2 protein-coding genes are annotated in these 23,446 nt (G+C 74.9%); one reads left to right on the top strand and one right to left on the bottom strand.

What is annotated here, in order from left to right; translation table 11 throughout:
• The first annotated feature begins 39 nt into the window (after positions 1 to 39).
• Positions 40 to 1,035, top strand: coding sequence for an ABC transporter substrate-binding protein (locus KME79_RS17405; RefSeq protein ID WP_219545316.1), 996 nt, complete (start codon positions 40 to 42; stop codon positions 1,033 to 1,035).
• Here the strand turns inward: KME79_RS17405 and KME79_RS17400 are convergent.
• The gene (locus KME79_RS17400) at positions 1,028 to 23,440 is read right to left on the bottom strand and encodes a non-ribosomal peptide synthetase (protein ID WP_219545315.1); all 22,413 of its coding nucleotides are present in this window, start codon (positions 23,438 to 23,440) and stop codon (positions 1,028 to 1,030) included. The genes KME79_RS17405 and KME79_RS17400 overlap by 8 nt on opposite strands.
• Positions 23,441 to 23,446 lie beyond the last annotated feature (6 nt).

Raw genomic sequence — 23,446 nt, 5'->3', positions numbered from 1 at the left:
CCTAAGTTGATTGCAGCCCTCCGGCCAGAAGGAATCCCCATGATCAGTTCCCGTGCGGTTCCGCGAGCCTTCTTATCCCTCTTCCTGGCGGCCTCGCTGGTCTCCTGCTCGGCCCCGGAGCCCGCCGCCCCGAGCGCCTCCGCGCCGGCGGACACCGCGTTCCCGGTCACCATCGAGCACAAGTTCGGCAGCACCACGATCGAGACCAGGCCCGCCCGGGTCGTCACCGTCGGCTGGAACGACCAGGACTTCGCGCTCGCGCTGGGCGTGGTCCCGGTCAGCACCCGCGCGTGGTTCGACGCGTACGCGACCTTCCCGTGGGTCAAGAAGGCGCTGGGCGGCCAGGAGCTGTCCACGTTCTCGGCGGAGCTCAACTTCGAGGCGATCATCAAGCAGCGCCCCGACGTGATCATTGCGATCTACGAGACGATCAACAAGGAGACGTACGAGAAGCTCTCGCAGATCGCGCCCACCGTCATCCAGTCGGACGCCTACGCCGACGAGCAGACCCCCTGGGACGTCCAGACGATCACCACGGGCAAGGCGCTGGGCAAGGCCGCCGAGGCTCAGGCCCTCGTCGGCAAGGTCAACGCGAGAATCACTGAAGCGAAGCGGGCGCACCCCGAGTTCGCCGGCAAGGTCCTGGTGGTGGACTTCGGGCCGGAGAACGGGCAGCACTGGCTGATCCCGGCCCGCGATCCGCGCCGCGCGCTGTTCGACGCGCTCGGCTTCGCCGCGCAGAGCGAGGCCAACGAGATCAGCGAGGAGCGGCTGGACCTGATCGACCGCGACGTGCTGTTCGTCAACGGCTCGACGAAGGAGAAGATGCTGGCCTCGCCGGTCTTCTCCCGGCTGAAGGTGGTCGAGAGCGACCGCACGATCTACACGGACTTCTCCACCCCGCTCGGCGGCGCGCTCTCCTACAGCGGGCCGGACGCGCTGCTGTACGCGCTCGACGTGCTCGTGCCGCAGCTCGCGAACGCCGCCGACATGGACCCTTCCACCCCGGTCAAGGACCTGTCCGCCATCACATGAGGCGGGCCAGCAGCGGGCCGACGATCTCCAGCGCGCGGGCGTCCAGCAGTTCGGAGTGACGGCACTCCACGGCGACCGCGCGCAGCTCGCCCGCCACGTGGGGGCGCCACCGGCCGGACGCCCTGCCGGTGAAGCCCGGCTCCGGCACGGTGGCGTCGACGAAGAGCACGTCGCCGGGGAACACGTCGTACCCGGCCCGCGCCATCATGCGGTCGCTGTCCAGATAGCTCTCCACGACGCGCCCGATCTGCTCGTCCGCCAGGACCGCGACGCCGTCGCCGAGGCCGCGCAGGAACGCGACGGCGTCGGCGACCGACATGCGCCCGTCCGGCACCCGGTAGCCCATCTCGGCCAGCAGCGCGGCGACGTCGTCCGCACCTCCGGTCACCTCCAGCGGCGTGTCCAGCATGCCGAGCAGGCCGATCTCGCGGCCCCCCGCGGCCAGCAGCACCGCGGCCTTGTGGGCCACCGCGCCGCCGAACGACCAGCCGAGCAGGCTGACGGGGCCTGCCGGGGCGGTGCGTCCGATGAGCCCGGCGTACTCGGCGGCGAGCTCGTCCATGGTCTGAGGCAGGGCGGTGTCGCGGCTCAGGCGGGGCGACTGCAGCCCGTACAGCGGGACGTCCTCCGGCAGGTGGCGCTTGAGCGCGGCGAACTGCCAGGCGAGCCCGCTCGCGGGCGGGAAGCAGAACAGGGGCGGCCGCGATCCGCCCGGCCGCAGGACGAGCAGTTCGGCCATCGCGTCGCCGGCGGGGGCGCCGCCGGCGATCCGCCGGGCCAGGGCGGCGGCGGTGGGGGCGGTGAACAGGTCCGCGACCGGGATCTCGGCGCCCAGCTCCGCGCGCAGGGCGGCGGCCAGCCTGACGAGCAGGAGCGAGTGGCCGCCCAGGGCGAAGAAGTCGTCGTCCACGCCGACCCGTCCGACGCCCAGCACCTCGGCCATGACGGCGCAGACGGCCGCCTCGGCACGGGTGCGCGGCGCGACGCCGGCGGCCGAGGGCGCGAAGTCCACGTCGGGCAGCGCGGCCCGGTCCACCTTGCCGTTGGGGGTGCGCGGCAGCTCGTCGAGCACGACGACGGCGGCGGGGACCATGGAGGACGGCAGCCGCTCCGCGAGGTGGTCGCGGAGCCCGGGGGCCGGCGCGGTGACGTAGGCGACGATCCGGTCCCGCCGGGCGGCGACCGCGACCGCCGCCACGCCGGGGCAGGTGGCGGCGACCGCCTCGATCTCGCCGAGCTCGACGCGGAAGCCCCGCACCTTGACCTGGTGGTCGGCGCGCCCGAGGAACTCCAGCTCCCCTTCGGCGCTCCACCTGGCGAGGTCACCGGTGCGGTACATGCGCCCGCCGGTGAAGGGGTCGGCGACGAACCTGGCCGCGGTGAGCCCCGGGCGGCGCAGGTAGCCGCGCGTGACCTGGGCGCCGCCGAGATACAGCTCCCCCGCGACGCCGGGAGCCACCGGGCGCAGCGCCGCGTCCAGCACGTACGCGGCCGTGCCCGGCAGCGGGCGGCCGAGCGCGGGACGTTCACCCGGGCGGACGGCCGCGGCGGTGGCCCAGACGGTCACCTCGGTGGGGCCGTACAGGTTGGTCACGCTCGCGGCCCGCTCGGCCAGGTGCTCCGCCAGGGCGGGGGGCAGCGCCTCGCCGCCGGCCAGCACGCGCACCCCGCCGAGCTCGGCGTCGGCGGGCAGCGCCGACCACAGCGACGGGGTGGCCTGCACGATCGTGGCCCGCTCGTCCCGCATCAGCCCCGCGAGCAGCCGCGGGTCCCTCACCTGCGTGTCCGAGGCGATGACCACGCAGCCTCCGGTACGCAGCGGCCCCATCAGTTCGAGGACCGAGATGTCGAAGGAGAGCGTGGTCACGGCGAGCAGCCGGTCGCCCGGCCCGGTCACGGGCAGCGCGCCGAGGAAGCACTCCAGGTCTCCCCGGGTCACCACCACGCCCTTGGGGCGTCCGGTCGAACCGGAGGTGTAGATGACGTACGCCGCCGTCCGCGGATCGCCCGGCGCTGACTCGTCACGCGCCGGGGCGGGGGCCGGGGGGCCGTCGAGCGTGATGCCGCCGGGGAAGCGGTCGCGGGTGCGGTCGTCCACGACGATCGCGGCCGGGCGCGCGTCCTCCACCATGAAGCGCAGCCGCTCGGCCGGGAACGCGGGGTCGAGCGGCAGGTAGGCGGCGCCCGCCTTGGCCACGCCGAGCACGGCCACCAGCAGCTCCGCCGACCGCGGCAGGGCGATCCCGACCAGGTCCTCCGGCCCGAGCTCCGCGAGCTCCGCGAGCCTGGCGGCGAAGGCGTCGGAGGCGGCGTCCAGCTCGGCGTAACTCATCGTCCGGCCCTCGAACACGCAGGCTTCCGCCTCCGGAGTCGCCCTCGCCAGCGCCGAGAACCGGGCGTGCCACGGCGCTCCGCCGATCGGGGCCGGGCCGCCGGTCTGCCAGTCGGCCAGGTCGGTCCGGTCGCGCTCGGACAGGACGTCCAGGGTCTCGATCGGCTGCTCCGGGCATGCGGCGACCTCGGCGAGCAGCACCAGGAGGCGGTCGGCCAGCCGCCGCGCGGTCGCCGGGTGGAAGCGGTCCGCGTCGTACTCCAGGACCAGCTCGAACGGCTCGCCGTCGACGAAGGTGAGGTTCAGGTCCACCTTCGGGTCGGCGGCGACCGGGGGCGCCTCCCCCACCGGCAGGCCGAGCACGGTGTCACGCCCGGCCGGGCGGTGCAGGTAGCCGAGCATCACCTGGAACAGCGGGTTGCGGCCCTGCGCCCGCGCCGGGTTGACCGCCTCGACCACCTGCTGGAAGGGCAGGCTCGCGTGCTCGAACGCGGCCAGGTCCGTCTCGCGCACCCGCCGCAGCAGCTCGGCGAAGGTGGGCGAGCCGGACAGGTCCGTACGGAGCACGACGGTGTTGACGAAGAACCCGACGAGGTCGTGCAGGGCGGGGTCGGCGCGGCCGGAGGCGGGGGTGCCGATGGGGATGTCCGTGCCCGCGCCGAGACGGCTGAGCAGGGTGGCGAGCGCCGCGTGGAGCACCATGAACATGCTCGCCGACTCGGCGTGCCCCAGCTCCCGCAGCGACGCGGCCAGCTCCGGCGGGATCGTGGCGGTCACCTGCCCGGCGGGGCGCCCGGTCCGTACCCGTTGCGCACGCTCGGCGGGCAGGGCGATCTCGGCGGGCAGGCCGCGCAGCCGCCGCTCCCAGTAGGCGCGGTCGTCGTCGTGCCGGTCGTCGAGCGACAGCCAGAGGGCGTAGTCGGCGTACTGCACCGGCAGCGGCTCCCAGTCGGGGGCCCGGCCCGCCAGGCGGGCGGCGTAGGCGGCGCCGAGGTCGCGCAGCAGCGGGCCGTCGGACCACTCGTCCATCGCGATGTGGTGCAGCACCAGCGCCAGCACGGTGTGCCCGGTGTCGTGCTCCTCGACGAGGGTGGCCCGCAGCGGCGGCCCGGCGGCCAGGTCGAAGGGACGGGCGAGCGCCTCGGCCAGCACCGGGCCCGCGTCCGGGCATCGTACGACGTCCAGGTCGATCCGGGGTGCGGCGAGCACCCGCTGCGCGGGCCCGTCGTCGATGACCGTGCGCAGCACCTCGTGCCTGGCCGCCACGTCGCCGAGCGCGGCGCGCAGGGCGGCGGCGTCCACCGCGCCGCGCAGCCGGACGAGCAGCGGGTAGGTGTAGGCGGTCGAGCCGGGTTCGAGCTGCTGGAGCAGCCAGAGCCGCTCCTGCGCGGGCGACAGCGGCACCCGGTCGGGGCGGGGCCGCCGGGTGAGCGGGGGCCGCCCGGCCGGCGCCGCGCCGCTCGCGAGACGGGCGGCGAGCCGGGCGGGGGTGCGCGCGTCGAACAGGTCGCGCAGCGTGAGGTCCGCGTCCGTGGCGGCGCGCACGAGCCCGAGCAGCCGGATGGCCAGCAGGGAGTGCCCGCCCAGGTCGAAGAAGTCGTCGTCGGGCCCGACGTCGCCGGTGTCGAGCGCCCGGCCGAACAGCGTGCACAGCAGCCGCTCCCGCTCGTCGGCGGGCGGTCGCGAACGCGACGCCGGCGCGCTGGGCGGGGGCAGCGCGGCGGTGTCGAGCTTGCCGTTCACGGTCAGCGGCAGCGCGTCCACCACCGCGTACGCCGCCGGCACCATGTAGCCGGGCAGCGCCTCCTTGAGCCCGGCGTGGACGGCGGCGGCCAGCTCGGCGCCCGCGGGGCCGTCGGGGACGAGGTAGGCCACCAGGCGCCTGGCGCCGGAGCCGTCGGGGACGGCGAGGACGGCGCTCCGGCGCACCCCGGGCCGGGCGGTGACGGCGGCCTCGACCTCGCCCGGCTCCACCCGGTACCCGCGGATCTTCACCTGGTCGTCGGTGCGGCCGAGGAAGTCGAGGTTGCCGTCCTCCCGGACGCGGACGAGGTCGCCGGTGCGGTACATGCGCCCGCCCGGGACGGACGGGTCGGCGACGAACCGCCCGGCGGTCAGCCCGGCGCGGCCGAGGTAGCCGCGCGCCAGGCCCGCCCCCGCGATGTAGAGCTCGCCGACGGGGGCCGGGCGCAGGAAGGCGTCCAGCACGTGACAGCGGGTGTTCCAGATCGGCCGCCCGACCGTGGTGGTGGCGCTCTCGCCGGTGCCCGCGCCGAGCGTGTTGATCGTGTACTCGGTCGGCCCGTAGAGGTTGTAGCCGCTCACGCCCTCGGCGTCGCGCAGCTCCGACCACAGGGACTGGGGCACCGCCTCGCCGCCGAGCAGCACCAGCGGCGGGCGGTGCGGGCCGTCGAGCAGGCCCTGGTCGAGCAGGTGCCGGGCGTAGGTGGGCGTCACGTTCACCACGTCGACGCGGTGGCGGTGGCAGTAGGCGACGAGCGCGGTGGCGTCCCTGCGCAGCTCCTCGTCGCAGATGTGCACGTGGTGGCCCTCGACCAGCCAGAGCAGTTCCTCCCACGACATGTCGAAGGAGAAGGAGACGGTGTGCGCGATGGTGAGGATCCGCCCGCCGGTCGCGGCGACGGCCGGCGTGAAGATCGCCTCCCGGTGGTTGAGCTGCATGTTGGTCAGCCCCCGGTACGGCGTGACCACGCCTTTGGGACGGCCGGTGGAGCCGGAGGTGTAGATGACGTACGCGGGATGGTCGAGGTGGCCCGGCCCGCGCGCGACGGTGACCGGATCGGCGGGGCCTGACACGTCCTCCAGGCACAGCCGCGCCACCGGATGGGAGGCGAGCCTGGGCTCCACCGCCCGCGTGGTCACCAGCAGCACGGGGCGGGCGTCGGCCAGCATCGCCAGCAGCCGGTCGCCGGGGTTGTCGAGTTCGAGCGGGAGGTAGGCCGCCCCGGTGCGGAGCACCGCGAACAGCGCGGCGACCATGTCGGCCGACCGGGGCACGGCGAGCGCGACGATCTTCTCGGGTCCCGCTCCCCCGGCCAGCAGCGAGCGCGCGATCTGGTTCACCCGGGCGTCCAGCTCGGCGTAGGTGAGGGTCCGCGTGCCCGAGGTGAGCGCGGGCCGCTCCGGGGTGCGCCGCGCCTGGGCCGCCAGGAGGTCCGCGATCGTGTCCTCGCCGATGGGCCGCACGGCCCCGGCGGGCACGGCGCTCTCCCCCGGCAGCAGCAGCGGCACGTCGGCCACGGTCGCCGCCGGGTCGTCCACGAGGCGGAGCAGCACCCGCTCCAGCCGGGCCAGCAGCGCCTCCGCCCGCTCCCGCGCCACCACGTCGGCCCGGTACTCCAGCCGCACGGAGAGCCGCGCGCCCGGGGTGGCCACCCAGGTCAGCGGGAAGTGCGTGGCGTCCACGCTGGACACGCCGACGATGCCGTGCGCCTCCTCCAGATCGGTGAACGTGTCGTCGCCGAGGAAGTTCTGCAGCACGTACAGGCTGTCGAACAGCTGGTCGCGGCCCGCCGCGCGCTGGATGTCGCCGAGCCCCAGATACTCGTGCGGCATCAGCGCGACGCGGTCGGCCTGGACCCGCCGCATGACGTCCAGCACGCTCTCGTCCGGGGCGAGCCGGACCGGCGTGGGCACCGTGTTGAGGAACACGCCGATCGCCGACTCGACGCCCTCCAGCTCGGTCGGCCGCCCGGCGACGGTCGTGCCGAAGATCGCGTCGCGGCGGCCGGACGCGTGGGCCAGCACCAGGCCGAGCGCGGTGGTGAGCAGCGCGTTGAGCGTCACCCCGGACCGGCGGGCCTGGCCGGTGACGCGCCGCGTCTGTTCCTCGGTGAGCCGGAACGCCAGGCTGGTCGCGGGCACCGGCGCGGTCCCCGCCGCCGCGGGGAACAGGATGGTGGGCTCCAGGCCCGCGAGCGCCTCCGCCCAGGCCCGCGCCGCCGCGTCGCCGTCCTGGCGGGCCAGCCAGGCGAGGTAGCCGGTGTAGACCGCTCCGCCCTCGGGGAGGACGCCGCGCTCGCCGCCGGACTCGTACAGCGCGAACAGCTCGCGCAGCACCAGCTCCCGCGACCAGCCGTCGAACAGGAGCAGATGGTACGTGAGCAGCAGGCGGTCACGGCCGGGCAGGTGGACCACGGTCAACCGGCAGAGCGGCGGCGCGGCCGGGTCGAAGGGCCGCCGCCGGTCCTCCTCCATCACCTCCGGCAGCCGGGAACCGTCCGCCGACAGGTCGATCTCCCCGACGGCGGCGTCCAGCCCGCTCCCGACCACGGCGACCGGCCGGTGCCCGCCGTCCGCGACGAACCCGAGACGCAGCGTCGCGTGCCGGTCGAGGAGCGCCGCGTAGGCCCGCCGCAGACGCCCGAGGTCGAGCCGCGCGGCGAAGTCGAACGCGTTCTGCGCCACGTACACGTCGGCGTCCCCGGCGTAACGCGCCTGGAAGAACAGCCCTTCCTGCAACGGGGACAGCGCCCACGTCCGCGGCCCGTCCCCCGGCGCCGCCGCGGTCCCGGCAGCTGTCCGGGGCTCCCGGGTGGCCGCGGTCAGTGCTCGCGGCTCGGCCTGCTCCAGGATGAGGTCGCGGAGCGCGGCGGCCCAGTCGTCGGCGAGCGCCCGCACGTCGTCCGCGCCCAGTCCTCCTTCCGCGTACGTGAGGACGGCGCGCAGCTCCGGCCCGTCGGGCGTGTCGTGGCAGGCGACGTTGATCTCCAGCAGGTACGGGGTGCCCAGGTCGGGGTCGGGGGCCACGCGCAGCGCGGCGGTCTCCGGCGCCGTGTCCCAATCCCCCTCCCCTCCGACGGGGAACCTGCCGAGGTAGTTGAAGAGCAGCTGGGGCGTGCCGAGCCGGGCGAGCGGGGCCGCGGTCCGGGGGTTGCAGTAGCGCAGCAGCCCGAACCCGAGCCCGCCGTCCGGGGCCGCCCGCACGGCTCGCCGTACCTCGGCGGGCGCGGCCGGGCCGCCCGGCAGCCGTACGGGCGCGATGGCGGTGAACCAGCCGACCGTACGGGAGAGGTCGGCGTCGCCCTCGCGGCCGTGCCTTTCCAGGTCGATCACCAGCGGCGCCCCGGCGTCCCGGCCCCTCGCCGCACGCCAGCGCGCGACGCCCGTGCGCAGCGCGGCGACCAGCGCCTCGGTGACGTCCACGCCCAGCCTGCCCGGGACGGTGGTGAGCAGCGGCCCGGCCACGTCGCCGGGCACGCGGAGGACGTGGTCCCGGGTGGCGCCCACCGTCAGGCCGGCGGTCGTGGCCGACGGGTCGAGCCCGCCGCCCGGCCGCAGCGTGGCCGCCCAGTGCTCGAACTCGGCCAGCCTCGCGGCCTGGGCGGCGTTCTCGGCCAGCGAGCGCGCGTGGGCGCGCAGGGAGGTGCCGACCGGGTCGAGCACGGGCCGCTCCCCGGCCGAGACGGCTTCCCAGGCCTGCCTCAGGTCCTCGGCGAGGATCCGCCAGGACACCCCGTCGATCACCAGATGGTGGGCGACGATCAGCAGCCTGCCCTGCCGGTCCGGCCCCCTGTCGAACCACACCGCCTCGACCATCCGCCCGGCGTCGGGGTCGAGCCGGTCGGCGGCGGCGTCGGACTCGGCCGCGATCGCGGCGCTCAGGCCGTCGTCGCCGAGCCCCGTCGCGTCGACCGCGAGCACGCCGGGATCCGGCGTGTCACCGGCCGCTCGCGCCTCCAGCGACCACAGCAACGGCGACGGCCTGCTCAGCCGCGACCGCAGCGCGTCATGCCGGTCGACCAGCGCCCGGACGAGCGCGGCGACCTCCTCACGGGTCATCCCCGCCGGGGTGCGGAGCAGCTCCGCCTGGTTCAGCCGTGAGATCCTCCCGCCCAGCTCGGCCAGCCGGTGCACGATCGGCATCAGCATGATCTCGCCGACGCCGTCTCCCTCTTCGGCGTCCGCCACCGGCTCGACCGGCCGCGGAGCCGCCGCCACCGCGAGGGCCGCCGGGGTCCTGTGCACGAACACGTCCTGCGGTGACAGCCGCAGCCCGCGGCGCCTGGCGAGGTTCACGAGCTGGATGGCGATGATGCTGTCGCCGCCGAGGTGGAAGAAGTCGTCGTCGCCCCCGGCCGAGGCGAGCTGGAGAACCTCCGCGAAGAGCGCCCGCAGCACCTCCGCCGCGCCCCCTTCCGCGCCCGGCCCGGCGGGGGCCGGGGCAGGCGGGAGGGCGGCCAGGGCGTCGCGGTCGAGCTTGCCGTTGACGGTGAGCGGCAGCGCGTCGAGGGGGACGAACGCGGCCGGGACGGCGTAGGAAGGCAGCAGCCTGGCCAGGTGCTCCCTGGCCTCCTTCATGTCCACCCGCGCTCCCTGACGCGCGACCACGTACGCGACCAGGCGCCGGCGGCCCGGCCGGTCCTCCCGGACGACCACGGCGGCGTCGGCGACGCCGCCGAGCGTCAGCAGGGCGGACTCGACCTCGCCGAGCTCGATCCGGTAGCCGCGGATCTTCACCTGCCGGTCGGCGCGGCCGAGATGGACGAGGTCCCCGCCGGGGGTGCGGCGGGCGAGGTCGCCGCTGCGGTACAGCCGCCCGCCCGGGGTGAACGGGTCGGCGACGAAGCGGGCGGCGGTCAGCGCCGGGCGGTCGAGGTACCCGCGGGCCAGCTGGTCACCCGCGACGTACACCTCGCCCGCGGCCCCCGGCGGGACCGGCCGCAGGTGGCGGTCGAGCACGTGCACGCGGAGGCCGGGCAGCGGCCCGCCGATGACGCTCGCGGTGTCGTCCGACGTCAGGGCGTGGAACGTGACGTGCACGCACGTCTCGGTGATCCCGTACATGTTGACCAGGGCCGTGGCGGGATGGCGCCGCCGCCACGGGGCCAGGCGGCCCGGGTCCAGCGCCTCGCCGCCGAAGATCACGTACCGGAGCGCGAGCTCGCCCCGCGCCGCCTCGATCAGCGGGTAGAACGCGGACGGGGTCTGGTTGAGCACGGTCACCCGCTCGCGCTCCAGCAGGCCCAGGAAGCGCCGCGGGTCGCGGGCCACCTCCTGGTCGACGACCACCAGCCGCCCGCCGTGCAGCAGCGCCCCCCACAGCTCCCACACCGAGAAGTCGAACGCGACCGAGTGGAACATCGTCCACACGTCCGAGGCGTCGAAGTCGAAGACCTCACCGGCCGCGCCGAACAGCGACAGCACGTTGCGATGCGTCACCGCCACCCCCTTCGGCCGCCCCGTCGACCCGGAGGTGTAGATGACGTACGCCGCGCTGTCCGCGGCACCGGGTCCGTCCAGATCCGCACCGTACTGATGGCCGTCCTGGGGCGGCTCGTTCAGCAGGACGACCGGTACGGCGGGCTCGGGCAGGCGGGCCAGGGTCGCGGGATCGGTCAGCAGGCACACCGGGGCCGCGTCGTCCATGATGAACCTCAGCCGGGCGGCGGGGGCGTCGATGTCCAGCGGCACGTAACAGCCGCGGGCCTTGACGACGGCGAGCAGCGCGACGACGAGATCGGCCGAGCGCGGCAGCGCCACGGCCACCCTCGACTCGGGCCCCACTCCCCTGGCGACCAGCGTCCTGGCCAGCCTGGTGGCGGCCTCGTCCAGCTCGGCGTGGGTGAGCGAGGTGTCGCGCCAGGTCACGGCCGTGGCGGTGCCTTCCGGCCGAGCGGCGGCATACGCGTCCGCCAGCGTGGCCGCCCCGAGGAACGCCGTACGGGATGCCGCCACACCCGCTCGGCCCGGCGACGTGCCGAGCGACGGCAGGTCCAGCTGCGAGACGAGCGTGCCGGGGGCGTGGACCAGCTGGCCGAGGACCCGGACGACCAGGTCGAGCAGCCGCCCGGCCCGCTCCTCGCCGACCAGCGCGACGTCGTACTTGATCTCCAGGGTGAGCCGCTCGCCGGGGAAGGCCACCAGGGAGACCGGGTAGTGCGGCGAGTCGGTGCCGGTGAAGCCGCGGAACGTGAGCCCGGAGCGCTCACCGGCGGGCACCGCGGGGAAGTTCTCGACCACGACCATGGTGTCGAACAGCTCCCGGACCCCGGTGAGACGGGCCAGCTCGGCGAGCCCGACGTGCTGCGCGTCGAGCAGGTCGCCCTGCCGCGCGTGCAGCCGGTCGAGGACGTCGCCCAGCGTGGCGCCGGGGTCCCAGGACATCGGCACGGGAATGGTGTTGATCAGCAGGCCGACGATCGTCTCGACGCCGGGCAGGCTCCCGCCGCGCCCCGACACCGTGGAGCCGAAGACCACGTCCGCGCGCCCGAGCAGCCCGCCCAGCACCAGCCCCCACGCCGCGTGCACGAACGTGCTCAGCGTCACCCCCCGCTCGCGGGCCGCCGCGACGACCTCGCCGACGGGCAGGTCCCGGTGCACGCCGTCGTGCCTGGACACCGCGTACGCGCCGTCGTACAGGCGGGTCGGGGAGACGCCGGTCAGCGCGGCGGCCCACACGTCGCGGGCGGCAGCCCGGTCGAGCCCGGCCACCGCCTCCACGTGGTCGCGGAACGTCACCGCCGGCGCGGGCAGCGCGCTCCCTCGCTCGTACGACTCGACGATGTCACTGAACACCAGCGGGTACGACCAGCCGTCGGCGACGATGTGGTGCATGGTCTCCACCAGCCGGTGGTCGGCGTCGCCGAGCGAGACCAGCGCGTAGCGCACCAGCGGCGCGGCGGCCAGGTCGAACGGCTCGGCCAGCTCGGCGGCGGTCAGCTCGGCCAGCCGGGCGCGGACCTCCTCGGCGGGCAGGCCGCTCAGGTCGGCCTCGCGCCACGGCACCTCGACGGTTTCGGCGATCACCTGGACCACCCGCCCGTCGGCCAGTTCGCGGAAGCTCGCGCGCAGGGCGTCGTGGCGGTGCACGGTCGCGGTCACCGCGCGGCGCAGCGCCGCCCGGTCCACGGGCCCGGACAGCTCGGCGACCTGCTGCACCACGTACGTGTCCGTGTGGCCGTCGCCGAACGACGCGTGGACGTACATGCCCTGCTGGAGCGGCAGCAGCGGGAGGATGTCACGCGCGCCCGCGAACCGGTCCACGTCCCGCTGCGTCAGCTTGACCAGGGGGAAGTCCGACGGGGTGTGCCCGGCCAGTTCGGCGCAGCGGGTCAGTGCCGTCAGCGCGGCCGTCCAGAGCTCCGCCAGCTCGGCGACGTCCTCGGCGGGCATGACGCCGGACGGCCAGGAGAGCGTGGCCGTGAACGTGGTCCCGTCCGGCCCGTCCTGGGCCAGGGCGTTGATCTCCAGCCCCATCGCGGGATTGTCCGGGTGCACGCCCTCGCGCAGCGTGCTCCCGCCGCCGGCGAACCGGCCCAGGTAGTTGAAGAGGATCTGCGGCGGCCGCGGCAGGTCCAGGCCGTCGAGGTGACGCAGGACCCCGTGCCCGAGACCGTTGCGCGGCACCGCGCGCAACTGTTCCTTGACCGCCTTGGCCGCATCGGCCAGCCCGGGGCCGGCCGCCATGACCTCGTCCCAGCTCAGCGGCCCGGGATCCAGCCGCACCGGATGGATGGCGGTGAACCAGCCCACGGTCCGTGACAGGTCCGCGCCGCCGGCGAGCTCGCCGTCGCGGCCGTGGCCTTCGAGGCTGAGGAGTACGGCGGAGCCGCCGCCGCGCCCGTGCGTGCGCCGCCACCGGGCGAGGGCCACGGCGAAGCCGGTCAGCAGCACGTCGTTGACGCCGCCGTGCATCGCGGCGGGCACGGCGGACAGCAGGGCCGCGCTCGTGTCCGTGGGCAGCGCCACCGTCAGCGAACTGACGGTGGCGGCCGTGTCGACGGCCGGGTCCAGCGGGCGGGCGCCCAGCGGCGGGTCGTCGGTGGCGAGGACGTCGCGCCAGTGGCCTGCCTCGTCGCGGAAGCTCGCCCGGGTGTCCCGGATCTTCTCCGCCCAGGCGCGGAAGGAGGTGGGGACGGGGGCCAGGGCGGGTTCGCGGCCCGCCCGCACGTCCGTCCAGGCGCGTGCGAGGTCCTCGGCGATCACCCGCCAGGAGACGCCGTCGACGACCAGATGGTGGATGACCAGCAGCAACCGTCCGGGGCGCGGGCCGCCATCGAACCAGACCGCCTGGACCATGATCCCGCGCTCCGGGTCGAGCCGCCCTGCCGCCTTCTCTTCAGCCTGCGGGTCCGCGTTCATGCAGAGGGTGGAGGGGTCGAACTCCGCGGGCGGGGGGACCGACAGCGTCCATGTGTCGTCGTGGCGGTCGAGCTTGGCCCGGAGGAGGTCGTGGTGGAGGCAGAGGGCGCGTACCGCCCGTTCCACCTGTTCCCGGTCGAGCCCTGCCGGGGCAGGAAGGACCATGGACTGATAGAAGCGCTCCAGCGGGGTGCGGGCGAGCATCGTCTCGGCCAGCATCGGGGTGAGCGGGATCGTCCCGGCGCCGGGGTCGTGCGCGGCCTCGGGGGCCGCCTGCGGCAGGGCGGCGGCGAGCGCGCGCACGGTGCGGCGGCGGAAGATGTCGCGCGGGGTGAGGTTCAGCCCGGCCGCGCGGGCGCGACCGGCCACGGCGATGGAGGAGATGCTGTCACCGCCGACAGCGAAGAAGTCGTCGTCGATCCCCACCTCCGGCAGGCCGAGCACCTCGGCGTACACGCCGCACAGGGTCCGTTCCGCGGCGCCGCGCGGCTCCTGCCGTGCCCCGCCTCCCGGCGCCACGGGCTCGGGAAGCGCGGCGACGTCGAGCTTGCCGTTCATGGTGAGCGGCAACTCGGGCGTGATCCCGTACAGCGCGGGGACCATGTAGCCGGGCAACCGCTCAGCCAGCGCCGCCCGCAACCGCGCCGCGAACTCGGCCCCGCCCGAGCGGGCGGCGGCCGGTTCATCACCCGCCGAACCAACCGACCCCGTGGCGGCGGTGGAGGTCGGGACCACGTAGGCGACCAGTTTCCTGAGGCCGGGCGCGCGGCGGTCGGGGCGGGCCACGACGGCGGCCTGCCGTACCTGGGGGAGCGCCGACAGGGCGGATTCGACCTCGCCGAGCTCGACCCGGTATCCGCGGATCTTCACCTGGTCGTCGACGCGGCCGAGGAAGTCGAGGTTGCCGTCGTCACGCCGGCGGACGAGGTCGCCGGTGCGGTACATGCGCCCGCCGGGCAGGAAGGGGTCGGCCACGAAGCGCCCGGCCGTCAGACCGGGCGCGTGCAGGTAGCCGTGGGCGAGCCCGGCGCCCGTGACGTACAGCTCGCCGACCACGCCCGCGGGCACCGGCCGGAGCCACCGGTCCAGCACGTACGCGCGGGTGTTCCAGATGGGGCGGCCCACGGTCGGGGTGGCGCTGTCGCGGGTGCCCGCGCCGAGCGTGTTGATCGTGTACTCGGTCGGCCCGTACAGGTTGTAGCCCTCGGGCCCGCCCGGCCGCCTCAGCCGGTCCCAGACGGCGTCGCCGACGGCCTCGCCGCCGAGCAGCACCAGGCAGGGCGCGTGGCCGCCGTCCAGCAGGCCCTCCTCGAACAGCAGGTGGGCGTAGGTCGGGGTCACGTTGACGACGTCGATCCGGTGGTCCCGGCAGTACGCGACGAGCGCGGTGGCGTCCCTGCGCAGCTCCTCGTCGCAGATGTGCACCTCGTGGCCCTCGACCAGCCACAGCAGCTCTTCCCACGACATGTCGAACGAGAACGACACGGTGTGCGCGATGCGCAGCCGGTCCCGCCCGGTGCGGCGCGCGGCCGGGCCGAAGATCTCGGCCCGGTGGTTGAGCTGCATGTTGGTCAGACCCCGGTACGGGGTGACCACGCCCTTGGGCCGGCCGGTGGATCCCGAGGTGTAGATGACGTAGGCGGGCAGGTCACCTGGCACGTCCACGTCCAGCGGCTCCGCCGGGAAGCCGGCGAGCCGGTCCGGGACGACGCACCGCCCGCCCAGCCGCCGCTGGTGCGCGGCCAGGTCGCCATCGGGGTCGGCGCAGACCAGCAGGACGGGACGCGCGTCGTCGAGCATGACGGCCAGCCGTTCGACGGGATGGTCCAGCTCCAGCGGCAGGTAGGCGGCGCCGGTGCGCAGGACCGCGAAGAGCGAGACGACCATCTCGACGCCGCGCGGCAGGCCGAGCGCGACGATCTCGCCGGGCCCCGCGCCCTGCGACCGCAGCAGTCTGGCGCACTGGTTGATCCGGCCGTCCAGCTCGGCGTACGTCAGCGAGCGCGCGCCGAAGACCAGCGCCACCTGGTCGGGGCAGGCGCGGGCCCGCTCGGCCAGCAGTCCGGCGATCGTCGCCGTGCCGATCGGATGCTCGGCCGCCGCCCACTGCCCGGCCAGTTCGGCGCGCTCCTCGTCCAGCATCAGGTCGAGCGCGCCGACCGGCGCCGACAGGCCGCCCGCGAGGTGCTCCAGCAGCCGGGTGAAGCGGCGCACCATCCGCCGGGCGTCGCGTTCGCGCACCACGTCCGGCCGGTATTCGAGCTTGATCCGCAGGTTGGCGCCAGGGGTGAGCACCCAGGTGAACGGGTAGTGGGTGGTGTCGGTGTACTCCACGCCGACGATGCCGTGCTCGCGCTCCAGCTCGGTGAACGTGCTGTCGTTCAGGAAGTTCTGCAGCACGTACAGGGTGTCGAACAGCTGCTCCTGGCCGCAGGCGCGATGGATGTCGCCGAGCCCGAGGTGTTCGTGCGGCGCCAGCTCGACGCGGTCGTCCTGGGCCCGGCGGGCCAGCTCGATCACGGTGGCCGACGGCGTGGCCGCCACCCTGGCCGGGACCGTGTTGAGGAACAGGCCGACCACGTTCTCGATCCCGGGCAGCTCGGTGGGCCTCCCGGCGACGGTCGTGCCGAACACCACGTCGGGGCGACCGGCCTCGTACCCGATCAGGATGCCGAGCGCGGCGGTCAGGAGCGCGTTGAGCGTGACGCCGCCGCGGCCGGCCTGCTCGCCGAGCCGGGTGGTCACCTCGGCGGGCAGCGCGGCGACGATCCGCTCCGACACCACCGGCTCGCGGCCGATGGCCTCCGGCGCCAGGATGGTCGGCTCCCGGACGCCCGCGAGAGCCGCGCCCCAGGCCGCGGCGGCGGCGTCACGGTCCCGGCCGCCGACCCAGGCGAGGTAGTCGGCGAACGTGCTCTCCGCGGGCAGGAGCGCGCCGCGTGCGCCACGCGATTCGTACAGCGCGAACAGCTCCCGCAGCACCAGCTCCCGCGACCACCCGTCCCACAGCAGGAAGTGGGACGTGAGCAGCAGCCGGTCCCGCCCGCCCGGCAGCCGCACCACGGTCACCCTGACCAGAGGCGGACGCGCCAGATCGAACGGCTCCTCCCGATCCGCCCGCGTCACCGCCTCGATCACGGCACCCAGCCCGGGCACCTCCCCCCCAGCGAGCCCTTCGCCGCGCACGGCACCCAGCCCGTCCGCCCTCATCTCAACGAGTTCCTCAGCCGGTTTCGCGGCGGTTTCGGTCAGATCGACCACCCGCACCTCGGCGGGCACCGTGGCGGCGATGCGCTGGGACGCGCCGTCGGCGGCGAAGGCGGCGCGCAGGGTGGGGTGACGGCGCAGCAGGGCCGCGAACGCCGCCGTCATGGCCGGTACGTCGACGCGGCGGTCGAGGTCGAAGACGTTCTGGGCGATGTAGGTGCTGCCGCTGTCGGCGAACGTCGCCTGGTAGTAGACGCCCTGCTGGAGCGGTGACAGCGGCCAGACCTCGCCCTCAAGGGTCTCCGCCGTATCCTGTCCGGTCCCCGTCACGGCGGCGGCGATGGCGGCGGGCGTGCGCAGGCGGAAGACGTCACCGGTGGTGACCTCGATCCCGTCCCCGGCGAGCAGGCTGACGAGGCGGATGGCGAGGATGCTGTCGCCGCCGGCGGTGAAGAAGTCGTCGTGGACGCCGAGGTCGTCGATGCCCAGCAGACCGGCGACGCGGGCGAGGACCGCCGCCTCCCCCGCCGTCCGCGGCTTCCCGCCGCCGGTGGTGACCTCGGGGTCGGGCAGCGCGCGGCGGTCCCGCTTGCCGTTGGGCAGCGTGGGGAGCCGGTCCAGTACGGTCACCGTCGCAGGGAGCAGGTAGGCGGGCAGCTCCGCGCCGAGCAGGCCCCGGAGCGCCCGCGGGTCGAGCCGCTCTCCCGGCGCGGCCACCACGTACGCGTGCAGGGCCCGTCCCCGCACCGCCACCGCCGCGTCGGCCACGCCCGCGCGGCGCATCAGCGCGGCCTCCAGCTCGCCCGGCTCGACCCGGTAGCCGTTGATCTTCACCTGGTCGTCGGCCCTGCCCAGGAACTCGACCTGCCCGTCAGGCGTCCACCGGCCGAGGTCACCAGTGCGGTAGAGGCGGGCGCCGCTGCCGAACGGGTCGGCGACGAACCGGCCCGCCGTCACCCCGGCCCGGTTCAGGTAGCCGAGGGCGAGCTGGACGCCGCCGACGTAGATCTCCCCGGGCACGCCGGGCGGCACCGGATGGAGGGTGGAGTCGAGCAGGTAGAGGCGCGTTCCCGGCACCGGCCTGCCCAGTGTCACCGGCGCCTCGGGGCCGGCCTCGCCCTGGAGCACGTCTCCCGCGACCTCGGAGGAGCCGTAGGAGTTGACGATCCGGGCGTTCGGCGAGGCTTTCCTGAGCGACCGCACGCAGGCCCGGTCGAGCGGCTCGCCGCTGCAGATCCAGCGGGTGAGCGCGGCCAGCCGCTCGGGCGCGGTGTCGGCGAGCGCCGCCGCCAGGCTGGGCACGGCGAGGAGCTGGGTCGCCCCCGACCGTTCGACGAGCCCGGCCAGCGCCGCCCCGTCGGTCGCCTCCCGGTCGCCCGCGATGACCGTGGTGGCGCCGGCGACCAGGCCGCCGAGCAGCTCGGTCGTACCGTCGATGAAGCTCAGCGAGCTCTTGGCCAGGCGCACCCGCGCGTCCCACGCCTCCGCCGCCCACCCGAGCCGGTTGGCGAGCGCGCCGTGCGTGCCCACGACCGCCTTGGGCCGCCCGGTCGAGCCGGAGGTATAGACGACGGACACCACGCCCAACGGCCCGACGACGGTTGACCCAGCGAGCGGTCGGTCGGGCGGTCCGGCGGCTGCTGCGCGGATGGTGAAGGAGGGCAGGTCGTGCGGGGGCAGGGTCCTGGCGCTCACCTCGTCCGTGAGGACGCAGACCGGGCGGGCGTCGGCGAGCATGAACTCGATCCGGGCGGCCGGGTAGCCGGGGTCGACGGGCAGGTACGCGGCCCCGGCCCGCATGACGGCGAGCAGGGCCACCGCCATGTCCGCCGAGCGGCTGGCAGCCACCGCGACGATGTCACCGCGCCGTACCCCGGCAGCAATCAGCGTCCCGCACACCCGATCGGCACGGTCGCGCAGCTCGGCGTAGGTGAACGTGTCACCGGCACAGACGACGGCGGTGCGCGCGGGATGCTCAGCGGCCTGACGCTCGAACAGGCCGACTACGGTGCCGTCACCACTCCCCCGAACTCCGGCGACCTGGCGCTCGAACGCGTCACTCACGCCGGCGCCACCACCCGCCGGGGCTCCGGTGCCGAAAGCCGTCAGCTGTGCGTACTGCTCCTCGGAGACCAGTTCCACCTGGCCGCATGTCCGGGTGGCGTCGTCGGCGACGGCGGCGAGCAGCTTCTCGTACTGACCGATGAGCAGAGCAGCCGACGTGCCGGAGATCAGCCGCCGGTCGTGGGTCAGCGTGAGCGCGATCCGGGTCCCCGGCTGGGCTAGCAGCGTCACCGGATAGTGGGGCGCCTCGATCGTGTCGACCCCGGCGATCCGGAGCTCACCCTCCCCGGCCGGGGACTCCGGGTAGTTCTCGACGACCACCAGCGTGTCGAACAGCTCGGTCACGCCCAGCCTGCGGTGCAGCGTCGCCAGCGGAACGTGCTCGTGCTCCATCACCTCCCGCTGGGCGCGGGCGAATCGGCTCAACGCGTCGGCCAGCGTGTCCGACGGATGCCACCGCAACCTCGCCGGGACCGTGTTGATCAGCAGCCCGGCCATCGCGTCGATGCCCGGCACCTCTCCGGACGCCCGTCCGGAGACAGTCGATCCGAACGTCACATCGTCCCGGCCGGTCAGACGTCCGAGCAGGACCCCCCACGTAGCGGCGAGCACCGACCCCACCGTGAGCCCGTTCTCCCGCGCCCACCCCCGCAGCCGCTCCCCCACCTCATCCGGCAACTCACGCACAACACACCCGAACCCACCGGCTGGGCCGTCGGCGGGGCCGGTGAGGGCTTCGGCGAGCCGGGTGGGCTCGTGGACTCCTGCCAGGGCGGCGGTCCACGCCTCGATCGCCGGTCCGGGGTCGCGCGTCGCGAGCATCTTCAAGAACTCGCGGTAGGGCGGCGGTGCGGGCAGGTCCCTGTCCTCGTACAGGGAGAGCAGGTCGCGCAGGATCAGGGGCACCGACCAGCCGTCGGCCAGGATGTGGTGCACGGTGTGGACGAGCGCGTGCCGCCGAGGGCCGAGCTTGAGCAGCGCGAAACGCATGGCGGGAGGCCGGGCGAGGTCGAACGGCGCCGACCGCTCCGCCGTGGCCGCCGCCTCGACGGCGGGCCGCGGGTGGTCGAGGTGGCTCAGGTCCTCGGTACGCCACGGCACCGTCTGACGGCCCGTGATCACGGCCACGACGTGACCGTCACCGGTGGTGCGGAAGGCCGCGCCCAGGTTCGGGTACCGTCCGATCAGCCGGTCGGCGGCCAGGCGCAGGCGCTCGCCGTCGAGCGGGCCGTCGAGTTCGATGATCTGCTGGACGACGTACGGGTCGCGTCCGGGGTCGAAGGTGGCGTGGAAGTAGAGCCCGGTCTGCAACGGCGACAGCGGAAGCACGTCCGCCAGGTCCGGCGACTCGGCCTCGATGGCGGCCACGTCCTCCTGGTCCAGCGGTACGAGCGGGAAGTCGGACGGCGTGTGCCCGGTGACCGTGTCGCTGGTGGCGATGGCGGTGAGCGCCCGCGTCCACATCGCGGCCAGCTCCCGCACGCGCCCGGCGTCCAGCACACCCGCCGGCCAGCTGAACCTGGTCGTCAGGACCGGCCCACCGGCCCCGTCCACGGCAACGGAGTTGATTTCCAGCACCCGCGGCAGCGGCATCCGAGGATCGCGCCGCTCCCCCACGACCTCGCCCTCCCCCACAGGCGCCCAGTCACCGACCACCCCGGCACCCCGCCCGGTGTCCGGGTCGGTGTCGGGGGTCGCGTCGAAGCGGCCGAGGTAGTGGACGAGCACCTGTGGGGTGACCGCCAGGTCGGGGCGGGGCCGGTCCCCCAGGTATCGGAGCGCGCCGTAGCCGAGCCCGCGGTTCGGCACGCGGCGGAGCTGTTCCTTGACCGCTTTCACCGCCTCGCCCGGCGTTCCGGAGCCGGGGTCGATCAGCGCGGGGTACAGGGTGGTGAACCAGCCGAAGGTACGGGAGAGGTCCACGTCCCCGACGGCCTCCTCCTCCCGTCCGTGTCCTTCCAGTTCCAGCAGCACGGCCGGACCGGAACCACGCCATCGGCCCAGCGCGAGCGCCGCCGCCGTGACCAGCACGTCGTTGACCCCGCCGTGCACCGCGGCGGGGACCGCGCCTAGCAGCCGCCCGGCGATCTCGGCCGGGATCTCGACCGTGAGGGACTCCTCCGTGGCGACCACGTCGCGGCGCGGGTCCAGGGGCCGGTCGCCGATCATCGGGTCGGGCGCCGAGCAGACGCCCCGCCAGTGGTCCTCCTCGGCGGCGAAGTCGCGGGCCTGGAGCAGCGTCGCCCACTGCCGGAACGACGTGGGCACCGGGGGCAGCTCGACGGGACGCCCCGCCCGCACCGCCTCCCACGCCTGGCTCAGGTCCTCCAGGAGCACGCGGAGCGACACGCCGTCCACGACCACGTGATGGATCACGATGGTCAGCCGCCCCTGCGCGTGCGCCCCGCCGTCCAGCCACACCAGGTCGATCATCCGTCCACGGCCCGGGTCAAGCCGTTCCGCCGCCACGGCGGCCTGCCGCTCCAGCTCCGCCTCCGTCGCGACCCGAGTGATCACCTCCGCGGCCCGCGGCCACCCGGGCTCCCCCGCCACCAGCCCCCACCGCACCTCACCACGACCATCCCGGCCACCACCGGACGGCCCCCCGCGCTCCCCCAACCCCCCAGAGACGGGACCACCGTCACCACCGACCGCCCCCACACCCCCAGATCCGGCCTGATCACCAGTGACCGCGCCCAACCCCAACCCCCCGGACACGCCCTGACCACCGTCACCACCGACCGCCCCCACTCCCCCGGACACGACCTGATCAGCGACGGCGACCGTACGGGCGCGGAGCATGTCGTGGGTTTCCAGTACGGCGTCGACCAGCGTTTCGAGCTGGCCGCCCGTGAGCCCCGGGGGCGTGCGGACGGTGATCGACTGGACGAAGCCCTCCATCGAGGGGCCGACGTCCTGGAGCCACGACGTGATCGGGGTGGCGGGGACCGCGCCGACCCCGTTCACTCCAGGCACCGCGACGACGTCCACAGGCGTGACCACGGCCGCGAGCGCGGCGGGCGTGGAATGGGCGAACAGGTCACGGGCACGTACCTCAAGGCCCGCGCGCCGCGCCTGCCTGACCACGCCGATCGCGACGATGCTGTCACCGCCCAGCGCGAAGAAGTCGTCGTCCGCCCCCACCTCGGCCACGCCCAGCACCCGCGCGAAGATCTCGCAGAGCGCGCGCTCGCGCGGGGTGCGTGGCAAGCGCGTGCGGGCGCGCACGGCGGGCTCCGGCAGCGCCTGCCGGTCCACCTTGCCGTTGGCGGTGAGGGGGAAGCGGTCCAGGACGACGTACGACTCCGGCACCATGTACGCGGGCAGGCGGCCGGCGCACCAGTCGCGCAGCGCGGCGGCCGGGACGGGCCCGTCGGCCCGGACGTACCCCACGAGCCGCCGGCCGGTGGCGTCCACGACGACCACGGCCTGCCGCACCTGGGGGTGGGCGGCGAGGGCGGCCTCGACCTCCTCCAGCTCCAGCCGCATACCGCGGATCTTCACCTGGTGGTCGGCGCGGCCGACGAACTCCAGCGACCCGTCGGGCGCCCATCTCGCCAGGTCGCCGGTCCGGTACATCCGGGAGCCGTCGGCGGCGAACGGGTCGGCGACGAACCGGGAGCCCGTCAGCGACGGCGCCTTGACGTAGCCGCGGCCGAGCAGGAACCCGGCGGCGTACAGCTCCCCGACGGCCCCCTCGGGTGCCCGCTCCAGACGCTCGTCGAGCACGTACAGCCGGGTGTGCGGGTTGGGGCGGCCGATCGAGGTCGCGATGCGCTCGGCGGTGTCGCGGTAGATGACGTGGGAGACGCCGATGGTCGCCTCGGCCGGCCCGTACCCGTGGTAGAGCGTCGTGGAGAGCTGGCCGCGGAAGCGCTCGAACAGCTCCGGGGTGAGCACCTCGCCGCCGCACCAGACGTGCTTCAGCCCGGACAGCAGCGAGGTGCCGCGCGCCATCTCCAGCAGCACGTCCAGCATCGACGACACGAGGTAGACGAACGTGACGCCCTCGCGGGCGATCAGGTCCAGCAGGTACTGGGGGTCGCGCTCGCCGCCAGGTTCCGCGACCACCACGTACCCGCCGGAGACGAGCGGCAGCAGGATCTCGTTGACGGAGATGTCGAACGACAGCGGCGCCTTGAACAGCGACGCGTCGCCGGGCCCGAACCCGAGGATCTCCTCCATCTGCCAGAGCAGGCGGTGGCTGATCGCCTCGTGGCGGATCATGGCGCCCTTGGGCGTGCCGGTGGAGCCGGAGGTGAACATCACGTAGGCGAGCCGGCCGCCCTGGATGGACACGGCCGGCGGCTCGGCGGGCTCGTCGCCGTACCGCCAGGAGGAGAGATCGACCTCGCGCGCGTCCAGCACGTGGACGGCCCCCGCCTCGGCGCGCACCTGCCGCTGCCGAGCCCGCGGCCAGGACGGGTCGACGGGCACGAACGCGCCGCCGGCGACCATGACGGCCAGCACGCAGACCACCATCTCGGCGGAGCGCGGAGTCGCGACGGCGACGACGTCCTCGGGCCGTAACCCGCGCGCTTGCAGGTGCCGCGCGAGCTGGAAGACGTACGTGCCCAGCTCCGCGTACGTCAGCCGCACGTCGGGGGCGACCACGGCCGGCGCCCCGGGGGTCCGGCGCACCTGGTCGATGAACAGGTCGGCGATGGTGGTGATCCTGGCGGGACGGTTCGCTTCCATGGCTGC

This window comes from Nonomuraea harbinensis (assembly GCF_019396385.1).
Lineage (GTDB): Bacteria > Actinomycetota > Actinomycetes > Streptosporangiales > Streptosporangiaceae > Nonomuraea > Nonomuraea ferruginea.
The sequence above is the reverse complement of the archived record's forward strand: the minus strand, read 5'-3'. Positions and strand labels throughout refer to the sequence as shown.

Bases quoted from the DNA above. Each gene is read 5' to 3' on its own strand.
- KME79_RS17405 (WP_219545316.1), top strand. From the start codon at position 40: ATGATCAGTTCCCGTGCGGTTCCGCGAGCCTTCTTATCCCTCTTCCTG.
- KME79_RS17400 (WP_219545315.1), bottom strand. From the start codon at position 23,440: ATGGAAGCGAACCGTCCCGCCAGGATCACCACCATCGCCGACCTGTTC.